Origin of the sequence: Stygiolobus azoricus (assembly GCF_009729035.1) — an archaeon.
In the GTDB taxonomy this organism is placed as follows: Archaea; Thermoproteota; Thermoprotei_A; order Sulfolobales; family Sulfolobaceae; genus Stygiolobus; species Stygiolobus azoricus.
This window is the reverse complement of the sequence record NZ_CP045483.1, coordinates 293,906-315,312: the sequence shown is the minus strand read 5'-3', so window position 1 is coordinate 315,312 and position 21,407 is coordinate 293,906. Positions and strand designations below refer to the sequence as shown.

The following is a 21,407-nucleotide window of genomic DNA, read 5'->3' as shown; positions in this document are numbered from 1 at the left end:
ATTTATTTACTCATTACTTTTTATTGTTTAGGTAAGTATGGACGTATTATGGGCTCCTTGGAGGTCAAAATATATCTCAGAAGCTTCTAAAAAGAAAGATGACTCTTGCATTTTCTGTGATTTTCCAAAATCAACTGATGATAAAGAACACTTAATAGTTTATAGAGGCAAATTTAATTTTGTAATACTGAACGCTTACCCATATAATCCGGGTCATATCATGGTAGTTCCCTATAGGCATGTTAGTAGTATTGAGTTATTATCTGATGAAGAGGCTTTAGAGCTCTTCTCTATAGTAAAAAGAGCCATAAAAATCCTTAGGAAGGTATATTCCCCGGACGGATTTAATCTAGGTATAAATATTGGGAGGGTAGCCGGAGCAGGTATAGATCAGCACGTTCACGTTCATATAGTTCCGAGATGGAACGGTGATGCTAATTTCATGCCAGTGATAGGCGGGATAAAGGTACTTCCAGAACTATTAGAAGATACCTTTAATAAGTTATACAAGGAGTTCAATAACGAGGATGAGGCCTTCGATCGCTGAAAAATGATGAGGGTAGGGTTTGCCTGAATGACATGGTATGAATATTTTAATGAAATTGTTAAGACCAAAGAGCTAATCAGAAAGTATATTCATGAGACTCCTTTAGATTATTCCAATACCTTATCAAGGACTACTAATGCAGACGTATATCTAAAAATGGAAAACTTACAAAAGACTGGTTCGTTTAAAGTAAGGGGTGCATTTTCTAGGTTAATTAGATTATCGGAAGAAGAGAGGAAAAGAGGTGTAATAGCAGTCTCTGCTGGTAACCACGCACAGGGTGTAGCTTATGCCGCTAAGGCTTTAGGAATTAAGGCAACGATTGTAATGCCCGAAACTGCTCCAATATCTAAGTATTTAGCTACTAAATCTTATGGGGCAAATGTAATATTATATGGAAAGTTTCTTCATGAAAGTATGAAAAAAGCAGAGGAAATCATTAGAGAAACAGGAGCAATATTAGTTCATCCTTACGGTGATTTGAATGTAATATTAGGGCAGGGAACTTTAGGGTTAGAATTACTGGATTTGAAACCTGATGTGGTTATAGTTCCTATAGGAGGAGGTGGGCTTATCTCAGGCATATCCTTAGCGATAAAGTATAAGTTACCTAACGTTAAAATAATTGGGGTTCAATCATCAGCTTCTCCTTCATTAAAGGTCTCTAAAGATTTAGGTAGATTAGTGGAGATAGAGCCTTCGTTCTCAATAGCAGATGGGATTTTGGTTAAATCACCTTCAGAGTTAACCTATAAAATTATAAGTGAATTAGTTGACGATATAGTTCTAGTTGATGATGATGAAATAGCTAATGCGATTATGTTCTTGCTCGAGAGAAATAAGACAGTAGCTGAGGGAGCTGGTGCAGCCACAGTTGCTGCATTACTTTCTGGTAAGGTTAGTTACAATGGAAAGAAAATTGTCCCAATAATAAGTGGTGGGAATATAGATCTTTCCTTATTGGCAAGAATCATTGATAAAATGTTATACAAAACAAAGAGAATAGTAAAAGTTAAAGTCCTCGTGCCCGATAAACCGGGTTATCTAAATAAGGTTTTAAGCAGAATAGCCCAAATAAGGGGAAACGTAATTGACGTAATTCATGATAGAATTAGTAGCGACGTAAAACCTGGATACACTAAAATCTATGTCATGTTTGAGATTCCTTCAGGAGATGCTTTGTCTGATTTTCTATATGCATTAGCATTAGACGGTATTGAAGCCACATTAGTTGAGTAAAAGAGTAGTCAGTATTAATAATCTCTGGATATCAACATAATTTCTACTTAACTTTATAAGATAGAGTTACCATTTAGACGTCGATCCAAATGGAATTTATTATTTAGGCCCTGAAGGGAGCTTTTCGAACGAAGTAGCAAATATGGTAAACGGAAACAAAATTCCGCTAAGGTCAATATCAGAGATATTTAGTAGGGTTTACACTGATAATAACGCGATAGGTGTAGTTCCAATAGAGAATAGTATAGAAGGTCCTGTTCATGAGACTTTAGATAACTTATACAAATATGATGAAATCTATGTGAATTCCTATATAGAAAAGGAAATAAAGCTAGTTCTGGCTGTTAATACTAACGTAAAACGAATAGAAGATATAAAAAGATTATATTCTCATAACCATGCACTTCAAGAGGCCAGAGAGACTTTACAAAAGCTTAAAATTGAAAACATAATTCCAGTAGAAAGTACTTCTGCAGCCGCCTTATATGCCTCGAAAGATGAGTATGGGGCAGCAATATGCTCACAATATGCAGCCTCAGTCTACGGCCTTAAAATATTTTTGAATAATATACAAGATAATTTGAATATTACAAGGTTCGTTACAATATCCAAGAGTCTCACTACAAGCGGAGAGAGAACTATGATATTCTTTAATGTTCCCCATAAGCCTGGCGCCCTATATAGAGCCTTAGAAAAATTCTATAAATATAACATAAATCTAACTATGATATATTCGAGACCTCTTAAAGTAATACCATGGCAATATTACTTCTACTTAGAGTTTGAAGGAGAGTTAAGGGACTCAAAGACAATTGATTTAATAGAAGAGCTCAAATCTGTAGTAACTAATATTAAAATAAAGGGTTCTTATTCTAAATTACAATACCAGGCTTCAAATTTTCTAGGCTAAATAGTAACATATAACTCTTAGCATTTGCCAAAGTCACAGCTTTTTTTGCGACTTCTGATATAATTTCCCTCGACCTTGCATGTATCATTGCATAACATAAGTAATCCCATTTTGTGTTGGATTCCCTTAGTACTACGTGAGTAGCTTCTTTTAACTTATTTGCAATATTGTAACATGAGGATTCTATATCCTCTGAGTTAATCAGCATCATTGCATTTTCAGTTATACCCACTTTTTCCCCGTTTATTGTAGCTCCGTAATCTTTAATCACACCTTTTTCGTATAAATCTTTAATAAGCTCCACCAATTCGCTGTCTTTCATGTTATACTTTTCTGCTATCTTTTGAAAAGGTCTTTCAGAAATAGGTAACGGGTATGAGAGGTCTTTTAATAACTCCTTCTGTATTCCTAATTCTTCTGCAGTAGGAATTTTTTCGTGAACTGGCTGGTTATCAGCATATGAGACCCCTCTTATAACGTCATATTTAACACTTAATTTTAAAGATTTTTTAGAATATAAAATTACGTATTCCTTACATTTTACTTCACTCATCAATTCGGCAATCTTTTTGTCCAAAGACTCTTTACTTTCAGCTTTTAATACGTACCATACATTGTATCTGGGATGATTTCTAATAAAATTATGAGTGAGTTCTCTTATTCCTAACGCTATTTTTCTAAATTTTTCTAAATTTTCGGGAGAAATTGCAGCCGCAATTAACGCGCTCTCCATCCCCTTAGCTCTAAAGCTGACATACATTCCTACTCTCTTGACAATTTCCCTATCTATAAGACCCTTTACTATTTCTATGACTTCTCTCTCACTAATTCCCAGTTTTTCACCAATTAACTGAAAGGGTTTCTCATCAAAGGGAAAGTTGTATTCAAGCTCCATTATTACTTTTTGTTCAATCTCGTTTAAGTTGTTCATATAAGATAAAGTAATCACAGAAGCTAAAAACTCTTTTATTATTTCTAAGATTTGATTAAATCTGGAAGAAAAGATTAAATTCCTAACTTTCTAGCTATACCTCTTGCTGCAAGTATACCAGTAGCTGCTGCAATGTTTATTCCTCTTGATAAACCTACTCCATCACCAGCGACAAACAAGTTATCTACTACAGTCTCCATATTACTATCTACTACAGCTTTCATACTATAGTACTTTATTTCAGGTGCATATAGTAAGGTGTTAGAAGAATATAATCCCGGTGCAATGTTGTCAAGTCTCTCTAGACCTTCAATTAAGTTACTAACTACTCTATATGGGAGTCCCATGCTTATATCACCTGGAGTTACGTCTCTTAAAGTAGGCCTTACTGTAGATCTGTTAATTCTTTCCCACGTACTTCTTCTTCCTTTTTCGAAGTCAATAAGTCTCTGTATTATTGGTTTCTCTCCACCCAATCTGGTCATTAGTCTCGCAATGCTTTTTCCGTACTCAATTGTATCTTCCAGAGGATCAGAAAGTTTTATTGTAGTTAAGAAGGCAAAATTCGTATTATTGCTTTTCCTGTCAGCGAAGGTTTGCCCGTTAACGCCTATAGTCCCGTCATCGTAAACTTCTTTCATAATATAACCTCTTGGATTTACACAGAAAGTTCTAACTTTATCATCATATTTTTTGGTGTATAGTACTACTTTAGGATCCCATACTGCTGAAGTTAGTTCTTCCATTACAAAGGATTCTACCTCAACTCTTACGCCAATATCTAGAGGTCCCGGTACCATATCAACGCCTAAGTTCCTAGCTTGTTCTAAGAACCACTTAGCACCAGCTCTACCAGGTGCTACAAGCAGGGTTTTAGTTTCTATTTCCTCTTTTCTGTTAGTCTTGAGAAGGAAATGATCACCCTTCTTTTGTATTTCTAGCACGTTTGTTAATTCTTCTACTTTTACACCATTCTTCTCTATATAGTTGAGAATATTCTCTATAACTAAAGGAGTTTTATCAGTTCCTATGTGCCTCTGCCTAATAGGTATAAATTCCGCACCTACCTTAGCTGCTTTTCTTTGAATATCCTTAACTTTTTCCATGTTGGGTTCGAAGAACCTGTCCTTAGGTGCTCCGAACTTTACCAAAACTTCGTCTACATAATCTACTAACTCTTGTGCCTTATCCCAACTCCTTAATATTTCATGAAGTTCTCCACCAATATCCGGTCTGAGGTTTATTATTCCACTACTATAAGTTCCAGCCCCACCTATACCGTAAGTTATATTACAAGGATCGCAGAAGGTACACTTTTCCTTAGGAGTCAGTAATGGACACGTTCTTTTCAAAGGTCTTAGACCCTTATCTACTAATAAGACCTTCAGGTCCTTGCCGTTCTCTGTATTCTTTAAGTTTGCTAGTTCGTAAGCAGCAAACAGTCCAGCCGGCCCTGCTCCCACTATAACTATGTCGTAAACCATATTCTCACTCTCCTATTTTCTCTCGTCTTAGATCAATTGTAGCTAATGTGTCTTCTCCAGTTCCGATTATCGTAATTGGTACTTTTAATTCGGCTTCTAGATCCTCTATCCATTTTCTAGCCTCTCTAGGTAGTTTATTAAATTCTCTTACATTTCTTGCCTCCTTAAATAGAGAATCTAATTTGGTTATTGCTACCTGGGTTGCTGAATTAATCCTTATTGCTTCTTTAGCCAACTTCACATTGAAAGGTGCACTCCTTCTTTTTCTTCCAGTAACAGTTGCAGTTTCAGCTATTCCCATTTTCTCAGCCTCTTCCCAAGGTATTTCTCCTTCTAAAGGACCTCCTCCTACTCTTGTCACATATGATTTGAATACGATTAACACATGATCAACGTACTTAGGTCCTATTCCCAATTCGCTCAGGATTCCAGACGACGTAGTATTCCTGCTCGTTACATAGGGATATTCTCCGTGATAAAGGCTTAAATAATGTCCTTGTGTACCTTCAACTAATACGTCGTTACCTTTATCTAATTCGTCTAACACTAAATTAGGAACTTTAGTTAAATATGGTTTAAGTTCTTCATAATCTTTTGCGAGCTTTAATTTTCTTAAGATTCTTTTAGCTTCAGCATATCCCACTCCTTGACCGGTGCTTCCTATTACTTTCATTAAATATTCATCTTTCCTTTCTTCATCAATTTCTTCCTGAGTTATGATCCCTACGTGCTCGTCTACTAATAGTCTGTCCGTACTATCGGTTTCTCTAGCCTCATTAAATAGTAATTGAATAGACGTGAGAGCACCCGGAGCTAGAACTAATTTAGATGACTTATTTATAAAGGCTGATGGAATAATTCTAACTTTCCATTGCTTCCCCATATAAGTTACTGTGTGCCCAGCGTTAATGGATCCAGTTCTGACTGCTAGTTTTGGAGAATCATTAATTCCTATATATGCAGCTATCTTACCCTTTCCTTCGTCTCCAAAAAATCCTCCTACTAAAATAGTTAGCATTAAACACCGTTTTGATAAATGTTGATGTATGATATTTAAATATTTCTTACGTCAATCTATAATTATAATCTGGTAAAAGACCCGTCTATTTATAATCAGCTCTTACGTCAATCTATAATTATAAAAATTCCACTTAAAAATCTTTAAGTTATAATTAAGTCAATCGAGTTACGTGAAATAGCTTCTTTTATTTCATGAGCTATTCTTCTTCCTAGACTCATAGGTTTGCCAAAATATAGTTTAGAATATTGACTTCCTATTCCCATATGGGCATTAGTCCCTCCTCCTATTCTAGGAGCTACATCAAATACTACCAAATCGAGTTCGGGCGTTACCATTAACTGTAAAGTAAATGGTCCTATAATACCCGGTGGTTCCAGCTTTTTCGTAGTTTCTACGAAAGAGTAACCTATTTCGAATATTTTCTCCAGTAAGCTTTCCCTTATAGTTGCTGGCTCGTGTCCCACTTCTATAAATCGTGGTAGTCTATTTAGTTTCAATTGAATTTCAGCGGGTAATCTGTAAAATGAATCCCAATCACTTTGAATTCTACGATCGATACTTAGGAGTTCTACTCTATCATAAATTGGCGAATTGAAGTAATTAATGTTAAAATGGGCTCCTAATATGTATTCTTCAATAACCATCGATTTTATACTTTCATCATCTATTATCCCCTTTTTCCTCAGTTCATCTATTTTATTGTCAAAATCCTTTTGGTTTACAGCAATGAAAAACCCTCTTTCTACTCTCCTTTTTGCTTCTGGAAGTTTGACTATTACTGGAACGTCTATATTATCAGGTCGTAACGTTCTAGGTCTTCTTATTTTCGCTTCATCTAGTAATTTATAGTAGTTCTTATCTCCACTCCTCTCCTCCCATCTGAGCATTCTTCTATTACCAAAGAATTTTGTCTTCATTCTTTCTAAGTTATCGTAACCTACATAAACAGCTAAGCTCCTGTTAGGAACCATGATCGCATTTTCGCTGTAAAGCATCGAGTCAATTTTATCAGACGATATTTCCTTAAAGTCGTCTAAAACTATACATCTATCTACTATTCTTTTAAATTCTCTATAAGCTCTATCTCTACCCTTCTTACATAATGCTATTGTTTTAAACCCTTCATCTTTAGCACCATCGAAAACGTCTAATGCTGAATGGCTTGCTAAAGCAGCTATTTGTATCACGTTATCCATTAAGTTAACACCTCGTTAAGCCTATTTTCGTTTAAAGCTAATTTGATTTCTCTTCCTATTCTTCTGCCTACACTCATGGGTTCATCCCAATATAACCAACTATACGGGCTTCCGTTTATATACAGATTAGTACCAGCTACAATTCTCCCAGAGAATTCGAATACTGCTATTTCTCCTGAGTCTTTAACGACAGATTCCAGACAGAAAGGTCCTATCATTCCAGGCGGGACTCTCTCTTTTATTGTATTAACAAATGACATACCGTAGTCAAACACTTTAGGTAATAAACTCTCTCTTGCAACAGCAGGTAAATTACCTACCACTACGAATGTTGGTTCAATATTTAAGTTGAAAGGAAGTCTTCTCAACCCGTCTACGTTAGTTTCGTATCGTATATCAATACCCGTTATTTCCAATCTATTTAAAATGGGACTATAAAAGAATTGGAAATACATGGGTACTCCAATAACATATTCTTGAATTATTACTTCGTCGATAGATTTAATCAGTTTAGCAGAGAGTACTTTGTTTAAGCCTTCCTTAACTTCGGACTTATTTTTTGCTACAAAATACCCCTTACCTCCTTTTGCTCCGGGTAGTTTTACTATTACCATTCTATCTACGTCTTCAGGGCTTTCAAAATCCATGGGAGTTGGTATATTGGACATTTTTAGCAAGCTCATTTTCTTCCTTTGATTTGCTTCCCATTCGAACAAGTTTCTATTTCCGAAGATCTTAGTAGAGATTTTCTTTACTCTCTCGCTACCTATATATTCTACAAGACTTCCGTGAGGAATCAAGATTCCGTTATCACTATAGTCATTAATATAATTCACAGCCTCGTCTTCATTCCTATACCCGATTACCTTATCAATAAAAGGGAATTGTGAATAAAACTTAACTCTATTTTCTGGTGTTATTTGTATTGTTTTGAAACCTTCTTTTTTGGCACCGTGAAGAATTTGTAGTGACGAATGACTGCCAATTGTTAGTATCGTGTCCATCTCAATATACGAAGACTTAATACGCTAATAAATGTCTTTTTAAAATTATGAGTAATGAAATATGCGTTTTTGAATGGAGATACGGAAGTAAAGAAATGAGAGATTTATTTTCAAGAAAAAATGTAGTTAAAACCATGGCAGAAGTGGAGGTAGCACTATTACATGCTTTATTTAAAGCGGGAGTTATTAATGAGGATGAGTCAAAGCGGGTAAAAGAAGTAATAGAAAAAATAAATATAGAAAGAATTAACGAACTAGAGAAAAAATTAGGTCATGATGTTATGGCTTTAACGGTTCATCTGGCCGAACTTTCAGGGGCTAAGTATATTCATTACGGAGCAACCAGTTACGATATAATAGATACAGCATACGCCATAATTTTCTCAAAGGCATTGAATATAATTAAACAGAAACTGAGAAATATTCTCCAGATCTTACTTGACTACTCATCAAAATACAAAGACCTTGTGATGGTAGGGAGGACTCATGGGCAACATGCACTTCCAATTACTTTAGGTTTTAAATTTTCCAATTACGCGTACGAATTTTCTAGGTCATTAGAGAGATTATGTGACTTGGAAAAGAGATTAGTAAGAATAAAAATGGCGGGAGCCGTAGGCACGATGGCAGCTTGGCGAGATAAAGGGGTGGAAATCGAGAAGTATGTTTCAGAAAATCTTGGAATACCTCCTCATGTAATTTCAACTCAAGTAGCACCGAGAGATGGATTTGCCGAATTGATCTCAGATTTAGCCATATTAGGATCTCAACTTGATAGATTTGCTTTAGAAATACGTGAACTTATGAGACCAGAAATATTGGAGCTAGCAGAAGGTGAGGCTGTAGAGAGAGTAGGGAGTAGTACGATGCCTCATAAGGAAAACCCAGTTACAGCAGAGAAGATAAGTGGGTTAGCAAAAGTCTTACGCGGCTTCGTTATAGCTGAACTTGAAAACATACCATTATGGCACGAGCGTGATTTAACCAATAGCTCTTCCGAACGTATAATTATTTCCCATTCCTTCCTTACAATTGATGAAATGTTAGATAGTATGATTAGATTGATGAGAACATTAAGAATATTTCCAGAAAATATGCAAAAGAATCTAAACTTGACTAAAGGTCTTATAATGGCGGAGAGTTTAATGGTTAATTTAACTTTAAAAGGTCTTCCCAGGCATGTTGCTCATGAGCTTTCGATGAATATATCTAGAGAAGCAGAAGCCAAGAATAAGTCTCTTTATGAGGTAGCTTTAGAAAATAAAATAGTTAGACAGTATATGACTGAAGAGGAATTGAGACGAGTTCTAGATCCTAAAGGGTATTTAGGCTCATATAATATTCTAATAGATAGAACTAGAGACTATGTTATGAAAGTAATATCGTCTTGTATTTAAAATTTTAAAAAGGTTAGATACAAAGAATATATGCCGCCGTAGCTCAGACTGGTAGAGCGCCGGCCTCGTAAGGTATAGTATGAGGATCCGGTACAGCCGGTGGTCCGGGGTTCAAGTCCCCGCGGCGGCTTTTTGGTGATTAAAGTTGTATTCAGAACATGAATTTATAAATAATATAATATCTAAGTATGTGGTTTTTAATTCTATAAAAGATGACGTATACACTGAAAAAAATCTCATTTACAAAATAGACGGTTTTCAATTATCTTATACTTTTCCTTTCATGGATTTATATGATCTCGGTTGGAAAGCAGTAATTTCAACCGTAAGCGATATTATATCTAAAGGCGGAATTCCTAGTTTATTCTTCTCGTCGATTGGCATACCTAAATCAAAGTTAGATAAACTTGAGAGTTTAATTGAAGGCATAGCAGACGCTATTAAGTATTACAATGGCAAGTACGTTGGTGGAGATCTTAATTCCAGTGACGGAAGCGGTTGGATTGATATAATGGGAATTGGGTTGTCTACGTGCAATTCTAATAAGGACATAAATGACGGTGACGTAGTAATTATATCTAATTCAATAGGATACACATCATTAGTTTTTCTATCTTATGTTCGTTCTTGGAATATTCATTTACCTAACAAAGTGATCAATAAGATTCGTCATCCTATTGTTAATAAAGGTATAGTTAAAACTATTGAAAAATATTGTACAAATATTTCGTATTCAACTGATGTCAGCGACGGTCTCATTATCTCCTTATACAATATCGTAAAAAGAAAGAATGTAACAGTAGAACTGAAGCAAATACCCATAGACCCAGAAGTAAAAGAAATGACTGATTCTTTAGGGGTCGAAATCAAAGATATCCTAAAGTATTCAGGAGAAGAGTTCGAGACATTACTAGTTGTTAGAAAAAGCGTAGTTGAGGAAGTTATGAGAGAAATGAGAAAATATGGTTTAAACCCAATAGTTATAGGAGAAGTAATTAAAAATGAAAACTCTGAAGAGAGAAACAATGTATTATACAAGGGTGAAGTTATAGAAAATACTGGATGGGATAATTTCTTAGGATGGTTTTAACCAAATATGCAGTTATAATGGTGAAAGAGCTTATAAATAGGCTAGTCATACACTTTATGAAGATAAAAATGACAGAAACAGTTCAGAAGAGCGAGGAAAGATTTAGATTATTACCAGCTCCATCTAAATTTGATAACGGGGTAGTTAAATTTGGAGATAGGGAAATTAAGATAGGAGGTCCTTTACCTAAGATCGCAGAAAATGAAAAATTGGTGAGAGTTACTAGTTCCTTGTGTCCGGCCTGTTATAGACTGTTACCTGCAGTAATATTTGAAAAAGAAGACAAATTATACATAAGAAAAGTTTGCCCAGATCATGGTGAATTTGAAGATCTATATTATGGTGATGTAAATCTATACTACAAGTTCGACTATTGGGAATATGAAGGTAAAGGACCTAAGGTTCCATATGTAGATCTTAAATCGCCTTGTCCTTTTAACTGTGGGCTTTGTCCAATGCATCATCAGCATTCAGCTCTTGTAAACATGGTAATTACGAACAGATGTGATTTATCTTGTTGGTACTGTTTCTTCTTCGCTGAGAAGGCGGGTTATGTATACGAACCTACTAGAGAACAGATAAAGTTCATGGTAGAACAATTGAAAAGGCAAGATATTACTCTCGTCATACAATTAACCGGTGGAGAACCTACACTACGCGAAGATTTGATTGAAATCGTAAGAATCATGAGAGAGAGCGGTGTAAAACACATACAGCTTAACACTTGGGGCGGAACTTTTGCTAAGATGTACCTCGAAGATCCAGAATATGCAATAAAGTATGCCCGTGAGTTAAGAGAGGCTGGTGTTAACACCATATATATGAGTTTTGATGGCGTAAATAGAAGAACCAATACTAAAAATCACTGGGAAATCCCATACACTTTAGAGGTCTTCAGAAAAGCTGGAATGACTAGCGTAGTTCTAGTACCTACTGTTATCAGAACTGTAAACGATCAAGATTTAGGGAATATAGTGAAATTCGCAGCATATAACATGGATGTGGTAAGGGCAATTAACTTCCAACCTGTCAGCTTAACCGGAATGATGAAACGCAATATGAGAAATAAGTTCAGAATAACGATTCCTGAGGTTTTAAAGGCAATAGAGGAGCAGACAAATGGAGAGATTACTAGAGACAGTTGGTATCCTATAGGAACTTCGGTTGTATTCTCCAAGCTAGTAGAAGCAATAACTGGAAAAGAGCAATTTGAAATGGCTAATCACCCAAGCTGCGGAGCCGGAACTTACGTATTCATAGAGTGGAGAAACGGAGAACCTCATTTCATACCGCTTTCTAAGTTCATAGATCTAGAAGGTTTACTGGAGTATCTAAGAGAGAAAACAGAAGAATTAAAAGAAGGAGGAAATAAGATCTGGATAGGTGTAAAACTATTATACAACTTGAGGAAGTTTATTGATAAGGAGAAAGGACCTAAAGACTTTGACGTTTATGAAATGCTACGTAATATTATAGTCAACCATAATTATGAAGCGTTAGGAGAATGGCACTATAGGACTTTATTCTTAGGGACTATGCACTTCATGGATCTATATAACTATGACGTCGAAAGAGTAATGAGATGTGATATACACTATACTACTCCTGATGGTAGAGTAATACCGTTCTGCACATACAATGTACTAAATGACTTATACAGAGACAAGGTGTTAAAGGAATACCAGATACCTATAGAAGAATGGAAGAAAGTCCATGGAGAAGATAGCATAGGAGATAAAATGAAGTATAGAAGAATAGCGAGTAAATTAGAAGAAGGAGAAGTATACAAGGCAACATATAAGCCTTTTATGCAATAATTTTTTATTTTAAATTAAAAATATAATATTGATTTTTAATTACTAATTTTTCTATATATAATATGAACTTCTTGCCCGCATTCACATAGTTTTACATTGACCAATTGTAGTCTGGGTGCGCTAGAGCCTGTAAAGCCTTCTCCTTGAGCGAAAGATATTCCGTTTCCGAAAATTCTAGGAGAGATTGTGATTCTAATTTCATCGAAACAATTTTCCTTAATAAAGTTCCAAATTGTAGTTCCACCGCCCTCTACCATAATTTTTTTAACGTTCTTAGTTATGTAAAGGTCTCTCATAATAGAACAAATTGACATATCATTTACGTATCTAATTTCAACACCTTTTTGAATTAAAGCTTGAATTATCTGTTTCTTTTCAGAACTCTCTTCATTTAGTTTAGATGTGTAAACTATTGTAGGAGGAGGAGTTGTAAAAATTGTATTATTTACATTAAATCTTAAACTATTTGAAATTATTACTCTAATAGGATTTTTTCCATGTGCGTATTTAAGTGTCAGTTTAGGATTATCAATTCTTACTGTTTCAGCTCCCACTAATACTGCATCTACTTCGCTTCTAAGGATATGTTGTCTCCTTTTATCAGATGGGCAACTTAATTGGCTATATCTATCTTTTGAAGCTAATCTACCGTCTATACTCATAGTGCAGGATATTATAATGTAAGGTCTGTCTACCATGTTTCAGGCTAATTTAACGGTCTGCTTTTTTGGTAATAAATTAAATGACCAAACTCTTATTTTACAAGTTGTTCTTTGCTTGCATAATAAGCAACAGTCTACACACACATTAATTTTTCTTATACTACAATATCTAACTTGAAGAAATCTTCCACAACTGTCACATTTCTCTTCGAATACCATGTTAAATCACTTTTTCAAAATTGTAAGCATTACATATATAACTAATTTTATTCTTAATGCCACTGGTTCTACTAGCTCCAGTAAACAGTATAGGATCGAGCATTATGAATATTGACCCACTAACTGGGGTATTGCTCTTAATAACGGTAATTTTGTGACGAGGATCTACACCTAAAATCTCGTTGATATATTTCAAGTTTGACTCAGATAATTCGACAGTTACGTTCAAAGGCTCATAATTACTATTTTTATCACCTCCTTTTCTCAGTAGAGGAGCTACTTCCCTACTAGATATGATTAATGCAGAGAATAACCTCGATAATACACTAGCTCCTCCTGCTACCTCACGTTTATAACTAGTTAATATTATCCATTTCAGTTTTTTTGAATTTCTTTCTAAGATCTCATAAATTCCATCTATAATTATAGATGAGTCACTCCCATCACTTGAGTCTATCAGGATAAAATTTTCTCCTACGTCTATTAAATAAACTAGGAAATTTCCTTTTATTGCGTATACGTTATTGACTAGCTTGCTTATCATAGCCTAAAAATAGGATAGATATTTATAGTGTTAACGTGTTTAATCCATTCTCGGCCAACAGATGCAATAGTTATAGCACCTACGACTTCAGCTCCGCTCTTATTTAGCAATTTATAAGCTGCATAAATAGTAGTTCCAGTTCTTATTACGTCATCAATAAGCAGAATCTTATCTCCTCTATTAATATAATCTTTTCTTAGATATATGGTCGTTACCATTCCCTGTGACTCTTTAAGGTTTTCGTCTATATACTCTAAGTGGATAGAATCCTTGTGTTTTTTCATAACTAGTAATGGTTTAGCTAAAGCCGAAGCTGCAAGTGTTGCAAATGGAATTCCGTTTACAGCTATAGTAACTATTTTGTTTACTTCTTTATTTCCAATGTATTTCTGATAATAAATTTCTACCAGCATTTTTAACATGTTAGGATAAAATAGTAGTGAAGAAGTATCTACAAATCCATCTTCGTAAAATGAGATTTTGTTGTAAAAGAACTTTAGTAGAAACTCTTCATTCTTAATTTTATCAAGAATTTCCTTTGAATGTATTTCACTAGGTATGGTATTACCATTGACATACCTACATAGTAAACTTTCCTGGATGTTAAGTAATTTAGATAACTCCTTGTAGGTATACGCGTTCTTCAGTTCCTTAAGCAAATCAACTACAAGTAGTCTAATTCTCAGTTCCTTGTATTTCGAGTAAGTGGAAATAAATATCACCACCATGTATTCATATTTAGATGAACGCGGTCTTAAGAACTGAACGGTGAAGATAAACCCACGCCGTGATTACTTACCCTCGCCGCTAAGAATTTTTCTTATGAGTTCGTTGGTCAATTGTGGATCGGCTCTTTTACCCGTCTTTTTCATAACTTTCCCTACTAGGTAGTTAATCACTTTAGGATCTCTTCTAGCTTTTTCAGCTGCATCTGGTTCCTCTTTGATTACTTCTCTTATTATCTGGACGAGGAATTCTTCGTCCTTTACTGCCGTAAGTCCCCTCTCTTTAATTATCTGACTTGGCATTTTACCTTCTAAAACTACTTCAGGTAAGATTTCTTTAGCTATCTTTATTGTAATTACACCATCATCGAGAAGTTTAAGTAACTCTACTAGATGTGATGGAGTGGCTTTCGATTGGGACGGTCTTAGGTTCTTATCGTTTAGCCACCTTAGATAGTCGTTAATTAATAAATTAGCGAGTTTCTTGTAGTTAAAGTAATGCTTAGCCGTCTCCTCAAACAAGTCAGCTAGTACTTTATCCGTTACTAAAACTGTTGCGTCGTATTCTGTTATTTCGTATTGTTTCACCAACCTTTGTATTCTAATATCTGGTAATTCTGGGAGGCTTTTTCTTATTTCTTCTACTAGTTGTTTACTTACAGGATAAGGTGGTAAATCTGGGTCGGGGAAGTATCTATAATCTTCCTCTTGTTCTTTAGTTCTAGTTGGTACTGTTACTTTCCTTTGTGCATCCCAATGTCTAGTCTCTCTCTCCACTTTTAGTCCCTGAGCAATTGCGGCTCTTTGCCTAGCTATTTCGTATTTTATTGCTTCTTCAACTTCTTTCGGTGATCCGATATTCTTTACTTCCACTCTTTCTCCTCCCTCAACGGATACGTTAGCGTCAGCCCTCATAGCTCCTTCTAAGTCACAATTGCATACACCTAAATGCTCTAGTATAGATCGTAGTTTTTCCAGAAATTCTCTTGCTTCTCTAGGTTCTGTCATGTCAGGCTCAGTTACTATTTCTAGCAATGCCATACCAGACCTATTGTAATCTAAAAGAGTGTATTTGCTGGTCAACATAGACCCGGTTGGGTAAATAATTTTCGCCGGATCCTCTTCTATGTTTATTCTCCTTATCCTTATAGTTTTACCATCTCTCAGTTTTACAAAACCACCTTTACTTATTGCAATACTTCCGGGACCATCATACTGAGAGATCTGATAATTCTTAGCCATATCTGGGTAGAAATAATGTTTTCTTACCATAGATAGCCTATCAGCAACTTCCCCATTAAGTGCCAATGATACCATTATTGCGTATTTTAAGGCATTCTCGTTGATTATTGGTATAGCTCCCGGTAAGCCTAGACAGACAGGGCATACGACAGTATTTGGTTCTTTATCTATGTAGTCCGTTGGACAAGAGCAAAAGAGTTTGGTTTTTAACGCCGTTAAGTGAACGTGAACCTCTAAGCCTATTTTTACCATAGCTAATACGTTATAAAAATCTCCATTTATACTTTATCTTATCCAAACGCTCTGTCTCCAGCATCACCTAAACCTGGTATTATATAACCTCTATTGTCTAATTCTGGGTCTATTGAGATAGTAAACAAGTAGATATCTGGGAATTCTTCAAGAAGTTTTCTGACTCCATAGTCAGATATAATCACGGAAACTATATAGATTCTTTTTGGACTATAATTTTTAATAATGCTTATTACTTTTTTCATAGTACTTGCAGTAGCTATCATTGGGTCGGCTATTATGACGTTATCTTTAGAAGTTATATTAGGTATCTTTGAATAGAATATTTCAACCTCCATTTCTTCTGGGAATTCTTCCTTGACTTCTTTTTCCTTTCTACTAGCAGCGATTACACCTAGCCTAGCTGTAGGTAAAGCTTTTAAAAGCCCTTCCACAAGAGGCGTAGCTGCCCTTAGAACGTTTATTATTACTATATTCTCTAAATCATAAATTCTAATACCCTTAGCTTTTGTTCCCAAGGGTGTTTCAACTTCAACTGTTTCGTAATCTAACGTATTTAAAAGCTCATAGCCGATAATTCTACCTAATCTAACCATTGTTTTTCTAAAGTTAATTTGATCTGTCGTTTTAGAACGTAATTGAGTTAAAAAATGAAGAGTAACTGGCTTAGAGAGCAAAAATAAAGGCATAGCTTTACCTCTTACTGCTTAATTTCCTCGCTTCTCTTTCAGTTTCCCTAAGTATGAGGATATCTCCAAGTCTTACTGGTCCTTTAACGTTTCTTGTTAGTATTCTTCCCTTGTCTCTCCCTTCTAGAACTCTTACTCTAACTTGAGTAACTTCGCCTGTAACTCCTGTTCTATCTAAAATCTGTATTACTTCAGCCGGAAAGCCGAATTCTTCTATTATTGGTGACTGAGTTGGTTGTTTCGATTTCTCGCTCACTCTTATTACCCAAAAGATCACACTACCAATTCACTTAAATACTTCACTATGTGTATTATCAATCATGGTCTCAATAAGGCAGTGTAGTTTCTGCGGAAAAGAAATAATGCCGGGTACTGGATTAATGTACGTCAGAAACGATGGTTCAATATTGTGGTTTTGTTCTAACAAGTGCAAAAAATCTATGCTAAAGTTACATAGGGATCCCAAGAAGTTAAAGTGGACCAAGGCTTACATGGGTGGGGCTAAGTGAAACAGAGGACTTTTGTAATGATTAAACCAGACGGTGTAAAGAGAAAGTTAATAGGCGAGATAATTTCCAGATTTGAGAAGAGAGGTTTTAATATAGTTGCAATGAAGATGGTTCATATAGATAGAACTACAGCAGAAAGATTATATGAAGAACATAAGGGGAAGTCTTTCTTTGAAGAGTTGATAAATTACATAACATCTGGACCGGTAGTATGTATGATAGTTGAGGGAGAAGAAGCTGTGACTGTTGTAAGAAAAATGATTGGGAACACTGACCCTAAAGAGGCACCACCAGGTACTATAAGGGGGGATTATGCTTTAACGAAAGCAGAAAATGTAATCCATGCATCGGATAGCGAAGAAAAGGCTAAAAGAGAAATGAGCATATTCTTTGTAGAAAATGAGATTGTTGCTATAATGTAATACCCAATCCGTATGTTGGATCGGAAATCTTTTTAATATTAATTATCTCTTTTATTACTTCCTTCATATCGTCTGTTATAATATCCTTATATTTAGTTAACAGAATTTCTAAGTCCTCTTTGGGCACGTCAGTATATAATACGTCTCCCTCTTCAATTTGGCGTCCTACCATAACATTACCTTTTATAGAAACTGCTACTTCCATTCCTTTCGTGGCTTTCTCTACTGTCTTCTTGTTATCTTGGATCTGCTGAATCTCTCCGACTTTTCTACCATCTTTCTTAATTAAAGAAGATTTAGGCTTTATGATCCCCCCTAATACTTCTACTCCGACGATTACAGGGTCACTTCTCCTAAAGACATACCCTGGTAAAATCCTGAACTTTCCGGGCAGAACCAAAGAGTCTAAAGTTCTACGTTTTTCGCTTTCTTTTACATCAATAATATATTTTTCTATATCATCAATTAACTGATAGATAATTTCACCATAAATTAACTTAATTTTAGCAGGTATCTCTATTCCAGGTAGAGGTTTAACTCTAAAGGCAGCAATTAATCCGTATTCTTTTGCTTCTTGGCTCGTTAATTCTGCCTCTGTAATATCTCTTTTGCTAATTGGTCCAATATCTGCTAATCTTATAGGTATCTTTTTCTGCTGGAGCGCCGTAACTATAGCTTCTAAACTACCTAAGCTATCTGCCTTAACTACAACCCCCGCTACGCTTGCATTATAGTACCTTACACTGGATATTTCCTCTTGTATGATTTTCTTGAATTCCTCAATTTTACTTTCATCATCTACTGCGAATAAGGGAGAGCCAGCCAATGCGTTCTCTAAATCAGGAGCATAGATCTTAACGCCAGCTGCAGCGTAGACTTCATCTATAGGAGTTAAGTCCGTTTTAACTACTTTTATATCTTGTAAAGGCTTGGGAACTAAGATAGAACGAACTTTTGTTATTATTGGTCCATTTATACCTCCTAATACTATTATATCATTCTTTTTGAGTACCCCCTCGTAAATGATTACATCTATAGTATGTCCTAAACCTTGAATTTCTTTAACCTCAAGTATAACACCTTTTGCTGGTCCCTCAGCAAACTTCAGTTTGTTTTTCATGTAGTTTTGAGTAAGCCCAGCAAGTAAAGCTAGAAGTTCGGCTATTCCTTCACCTGTTTTTCCAGATACTGGGACTATAGCTACAGTCTTAGTGAAATCCTTTATTCTGTCGAATCTTTCGGAACTAAATCCTTGTTCTGCTAGTTGTGAAACTAAGTTGTAAACTAGTCCGTCTAAATAATTTTTTACATCTTCTCTCTGTTTAGAGAAGCTCTCTAAAAACGAATATGTGTTCTGAACTCTCCACCCTGGGATTTTATCTATTTTATTTGCCGCAACTAAAAACGGAACTTTTCTATTTTTTAATATCTCTATTGATTCAATCGTTTGCTTTTGAAATCCCTCGGTTATGTCTACAACTAATATGGCTATGTCTGCTACGCTCCCTCCCCTTTTTCTTAGATTACTAAAGAGTTCATGTCCGGGTGTATCTATAAATAATAATCCAGGAATTTCTAGTTTTATAGGGAAAATCTTTTTTAGTGGTTCTGCTAGTTTTTCAATTACACTTGTTGGAACAAAGCTTGCTCCTACTTCCTGCGTCATCTCTCCGGGCTCTTTTTTAACTACGGCTGTACCTCTGATTTTATCTAGTAATGTTGTCTTTCCGTGGTCTACGTGGCCAAGTACCACTACTATTGGTTGTCTCAGTTTCTTTTGTAATTGTTGGGTAATTTTTATTCACCTTTAATGGTTTAACCTTCTATTGACTAATTAAAGTAGCGGTAATATAGCTCGAAAAAATTTAATCTTTTAAAAAAGTTAGGATAGTGGGGCTATTCATTTGAGTGAACTGGATAAGAAAGCTATAGAAATTTCTTCAAAATATAGGGGAAAGATACAAATTCTCCCTAAGGTTCCTATAAAGTCCTTAGATGATTTCTCAGTTTTATATACGCCCGGCGTTGCTACAGTCTCAAAAGAAATTGCTAAGAATAAGGATCTCTCATTCCAGTATACGTATAGATGGAATTCCATTGCAATTGTAACGGACGGAACGAGAGTATTAGGACTCGGAGATATAGGACCAGAGGCAGCGATGCCAGTAATGGAAGGTAAAGCGCTATTATTCAAGTATTTAGGCGGAGTAGATGCAGTACCTCTGACTGTAGGCACTAAAGACCCAGACAAAATTGTTGAGGTTGTTACTATTTTACAACCTGCTTTCGGAGGGATTAACTTAGAGGATATAGAATCACCAAAATGTTTCTATATACTAGAAAAATTAAGGGAAAAATTAGAGATACCAGTATGGCATGATGATCAGCAAGGAACAGCTGGTGCAACATTAGCTGGTTTAATAATAGCTCTGGAACTTACTGGAAGAGAGACTAGAAATACAAAAGTAATATTATATGGTGCAGGTGCGGCAAACATAGCGACAGCAAGACTCTTATATAAATACGGAATTCCTTATGAAAATATGATAGTAATAGATTCTCGTGGACCCTTGTATAAAGGTAGAGAAGATGAGGATGAAATGAAGTTAGAAAATCCGTGGAAATACGAACTTCTAGAAAAGACAAACAAAGATGGTGTTACGAAACTCGAGGACGCTTTTAAGGGAGCTGACGTTCTAATTGCTGCTTCCAGACCTGGCCCTGGAGTAATTAGGCCTGAATGGATAAGACTAATGAGTAAAGATTCAATCGTATTCGCCTTAGCAAATCCCACGCCTGAAATATGGCCTGAGGAGGCCAAAAAGGCTGGAGCTAAAATAGTTGCAACTGGTAGAAGTGACTTGCCTAATCAAGTAAATAACTCGTTAATTTTCCCAGCTGTATTTAGAGGAGCTCTTGACATAAGGGCTAAGACTATAACTGATGAAATGGTAATTGAAGCTTCAAGAGAGTTAGCTTCTTTCGCTAGACAGAGAGGGGCTAATGAGAACTACATAATCCCTAAAATGACCGAATGGGAGGTCTATCCTAAAGTTGCGGCAGCTGTAGGTATGAAAGCGATACAGCAAGGCGTGGCCAGGTTTAAATTATCTTATGAAGAGTTATATGAGTCGGCAAAAACAATGATAGAGCATGCGAGAAAGCTTCTTGCCTCACTAACGTAATTTTTTTAAATTGGTAACTTGTATTGTCATATTACACGTAAATTCTAGTGGTGAAAGTTAAGATGCGTTCTTCATCGAAAAAGAAAGTTGATCCCCTTCAGTATAATCTCGTTCCGAAACATGAAGTTCTATCTCTCGAAGAAGCCTATAAGGTTCTAAAAGAGCTTGGAGTAAGACCAGAACAATTACCTTGGATTAGAGCTTCAGATGCCGTTGCACGGGCAATAGGTGCAAAGCCTGGCGACATAGTTAGAATAACTAGGAAAAGTCCATTCACTGGAGAAAGTGTAAGTTATAGATATGTGATAAGTGGGTGAGCGAT

At 35.6% G+C, this 21,407-nt stretch carries 22 protein-coding genes and 1 tRNA gene; 11 read left to right on the top strand and 12 right to left on the bottom strand.

Going from position 1 to position 21,407, the window contains the following annotated elements; all coding sequences use genetic code 11:
• The first annotated feature begins 37 nt into the window (after nucleotides 1-37).
• From D1868_RS01800 to D1868_RS01790, 3 genes are all read left to right on the top strand, one after another.
• The gene (locus D1868_RS01800; protein ID WP_156005068.1) at nucleotides 38-547 is read left to right on the top strand and encodes an HIT family protein; all 510 of its coding nucleotides are present in this window, start codon (nucleotides 38-40) and stop codon (nucleotides 545-547) included.
• 27 nt (nucleotides 548-574) lie between these two features.
• Nucleotides 575-1,786: a threonine ammonia-lyase gene (ilvA, locus tag D1868_RS01795; protein ID WP_156005067.1), complete on the top strand. Its 1,212-nt coding sequence runs from the start codon at nucleotides 575-577 to the stop codon at nucleotides 1,784-1,786.
• A gap of 94 nt (nucleotides 1,787-1,880) precedes the next feature.
• Nucleotides 1,881-2,696 (top strand): prephenate dehydratase, encoded by an 816-nt coding sequence (locus tag D1868_RS01790; RefSeq protein ID WP_156005066.1) that lies wholly within the window; start codon nucleotides 1,881-1,883, stop codon nucleotides 2,694-2,696.
• Here the strand turns inward: D1868_RS01790 and D1868_RS01785 are convergent.
• The 5 genes from D1868_RS01785 to D1868_RS01765 form a co-directional block, all read right to left on the bottom strand.
• Nucleotides 2,659-3,627 carry an Lrp/AsnC family transcriptional regulator gene (locus D1868_RS01785; protein ID WP_231112423.1) on the bottom strand — a complete coding sequence of 323 codons (969 nt, stop codon included), beginning with the start codon at nucleotides 3,625-3,627 and terminating at the stop codon, nucleotides 2,659-2,661. The genes D1868_RS01790 and D1868_RS01785 overlap by 38 nt on opposite strands.
• Nucleotides 3,628-3,701: 74 nt before the next feature.
• A complete protein-coding gene (locus D1868_RS01780; RefSeq protein ID WP_156005065.1) occupies nucleotides 3,702-5,111 on the bottom strand; it encodes an NAD(P)/FAD-dependent oxidoreductase in 1,410 nt (469 codons plus the stop codon).
• A 4-nt stretch (nucleotides 5,112-5,115) separates the two neighbouring features.
• The gene (locus D1868_RS01775; RefSeq protein WP_156005064.1) at nucleotides 5,116-6,129 is read right to left on the bottom strand and encodes an adenylosuccinate synthetase; all 1,014 of its coding nucleotides are present in this window, start codon (nucleotides 6,127-6,129) and stop codon (nucleotides 5,116-5,118) included.
• A gap of 143 nt (nucleotides 6,130-6,272) precedes the next feature.
• Complete coding sequence (locus tag D1868_RS01770) at nucleotides 6,273-7,328, bottom strand: formate--phosphoribosylaminoimidazolecarboxamide ligase family protein (RefSeq protein ID WP_156005063.1); 1,056 nt, start codon at nucleotides 7,326-7,328, stop codon at nucleotides 6,273-6,275.
• Nucleotides 7,328-8,332 (bottom strand): formate--phosphoribosylaminoimidazolecarboxamide ligase, encoded by a 1,005-nt coding sequence (locus tag D1868_RS01765; RefSeq protein ID WP_156005062.1) that lies wholly within the window; start codon nucleotides 8,330-8,332, stop codon nucleotides 7,328-7,330. Before D1868_RS01765 ends, D1868_RS01770 begins: the two co-directional genes overlap by 1 nt.
• Before the next feature lie 47 nt (nucleotides 8,333-8,379).
• Here D1868_RS01765 and purB point away from each other — a divergent pair, with 47 nt between their 5' ends.
• From purB to tes, 4 genes are all read left to right on the top strand, one after another.
• A complete protein-coding gene (gene purB, locus D1868_RS01760) occupies nucleotides 8,380-9,729 on the top strand; it encodes an adenylosuccinate lyase (RefSeq protein WP_156005061.1) in 1,350 nt (449 codons plus the stop codon).
• 32 nt (nucleotides 9,730-9,761) lie between these two features.
• Nucleotides 9,762-9,859, top strand: a tRNA-Thr gene (locus tag D1868_RS01755).
• Nucleotides 9,860-10,012: 153 nt separating this feature from the next.
• Nucleotides 10,013-10,819: a thiamine-phosphate kinase gene (locus D1868_RS01750; RefSeq protein WP_156005060.1), complete on the top strand. Its 807-nt coding sequence runs from the start codon at nucleotides 10,013-10,015 to the stop codon at nucleotides 10,817-10,819.
• Nucleotides 10,820-10,887: 68 nt separating this feature from the next.
• Entirely contained in the window at nucleotides 10,888-12,636 is a 1,749-nt protein-coding gene (gene tes / locus D1868_RS01745; protein ID WP_156007916.1) for a tetraether lipid synthase Tes, read from the top strand.
• Between the two features lie 35 nt (nucleotides 12,637-12,671).
• On the opposite strand, the gene D1868_RS01740 is transcribed toward tes, so the two are convergent.
• The 6 genes from D1868_RS01740 to D1868_RS01715 form a co-directional block, all read right to left on the bottom strand.
• Entirely contained in the window at nucleotides 12,672-13,334 is a 663-nt protein-coding gene (locus D1868_RS01740; protein WP_156005059.1) for a 2,5-diamino-6-(ribosylamino)-4(3H)-pyrimidinone 5'-phosphate reductase, read from the bottom strand.
• Nucleotides 13,335-13,518: 184 nt separating this feature from the next.
• Nucleotides 13,519-14,061, bottom strand: a complete 543-nt coding sequence (locus tag D1868_RS01735) for an MBL fold metallo-hydrolase (protein ID WP_156005058.1) — start codon at nucleotides 14,059-14,061, stop codon at nucleotides 13,519-13,521.
• Nucleotides 14,058-14,786 (bottom strand): phosphoribosyltransferase family protein, encoded by a 729-nt coding sequence (locus tag D1868_RS01730; RefSeq protein ID WP_156007915.1) that lies wholly within the window; start codon nucleotides 14,784-14,786, stop codon nucleotides 14,058-14,060. Before D1868_RS01730 ends, D1868_RS01735 begins: the two co-directional genes overlap by 4 nt.
• Nucleotides 14,787-14,852: 66 nt before the next feature.
• On the bottom strand, nucleotides 14,853-16,280 hold the full coding sequence (gatB, locus tag D1868_RS01725) for an Asp-tRNA(Asn)/Glu-tRNA(Gln) amidotransferase subunit GatB (protein WP_156005057.1): 1,428 nt from the start codon (nucleotides 16,278-16,280) through the stop codon (nucleotides 14,853-14,855).
• 38 nt (nucleotides 16,281-16,318) lie between these two features.
• Nucleotides 16,319-16,969 carry a uracil phosphoribosyltransferase gene (upp, locus tag D1868_RS01720; RefSeq protein ID WP_156005056.1) on the bottom strand — a complete coding sequence of 217 codons (651 nt, stop codon included), beginning with the start codon at nucleotides 16,967-16,969 and terminating at the stop codon, nucleotides 16,319-16,321.
• Between the two features lie 4 nt (nucleotides 16,970-16,973).
• A complete protein-coding gene (locus D1868_RS01715; RefSeq protein WP_156005055.1) occupies nucleotides 16,974-17,225 on the bottom strand; it encodes a 30S ribosomal protein S28e in 252 nt (83 codons plus the stop codon).
• A 64-nt stretch (nucleotides 17,226-17,289) separates the two neighbouring features.
• On the opposite strand from D1868_RS01715, the gene D1868_RS01710 reads away from it, so the two are divergent.
• Both D1868_RS01710 and ndk read left to right on the top strand, forming a co-directional pair.
• Nucleotides 17,290-17,478 carry a 50S ribosomal protein L24e gene (locus D1868_RS01710; protein ID WP_156005054.1) on the top strand — a complete coding sequence of 63 codons (189 nt, stop codon included), beginning with the start codon at nucleotides 17,290-17,292 and terminating at the stop codon, nucleotides 17,476-17,478.
• Complete coding sequence (gene ndk / locus D1868_RS01705; RefSeq protein ID WP_269194909.1) at nucleotides 17,475-17,900, top strand: nucleoside-diphosphate kinase; 426 nt, start codon at nucleotides 17,475-17,477, stop codon at nucleotides 17,898-17,900. The genes D1868_RS01710 and ndk overlap by 4 nt, the downstream gene beginning before the upstream one ends.
• Here ndk and infB read toward each other — a convergent pair.
• Nucleotides 17,890-19,695 (bottom strand): translation initiation factor IF-2, encoded by a 1,806-nt coding sequence (gene infB, locus D1868_RS01700; protein WP_196770290.1) that lies wholly within the window; start codon nucleotides 19,693-19,695, stop codon nucleotides 17,890-17,892. The genes ndk and infB overlap by 11 nt on opposite strands.
• Before the next feature lie 118 nt (nucleotides 19,696-19,813).
• Between infB and D1868_RS01695 the strand changes: the two genes are divergently transcribed.
• Both D1868_RS01695 and D1868_RS01690 read left to right on the top strand, forming a co-directional pair.
• Nucleotides 19,814-21,085, top strand: coding sequence for an NAD(P)-dependent malic enzyme (locus D1868_RS01695; protein ID WP_231112516.1), 1,272 nt, complete (start codon nucleotides 19,814-19,816; stop codon nucleotides 21,083-21,085).
• A gap of 62 nt (nucleotides 21,086-21,147) precedes the next feature.
• Nucleotides 21,148-21,402: a DNA-directed RNA polymerase subunit H gene (locus D1868_RS01690; protein WP_156005051.1), complete on the top strand. Its 255-nt coding sequence runs from the start codon at nucleotides 21,148-21,150 to the stop codon at nucleotides 21,400-21,402.
• The last annotated feature ends 5 nt before the right edge of the window (nucleotides 21,403-21,407 follow it).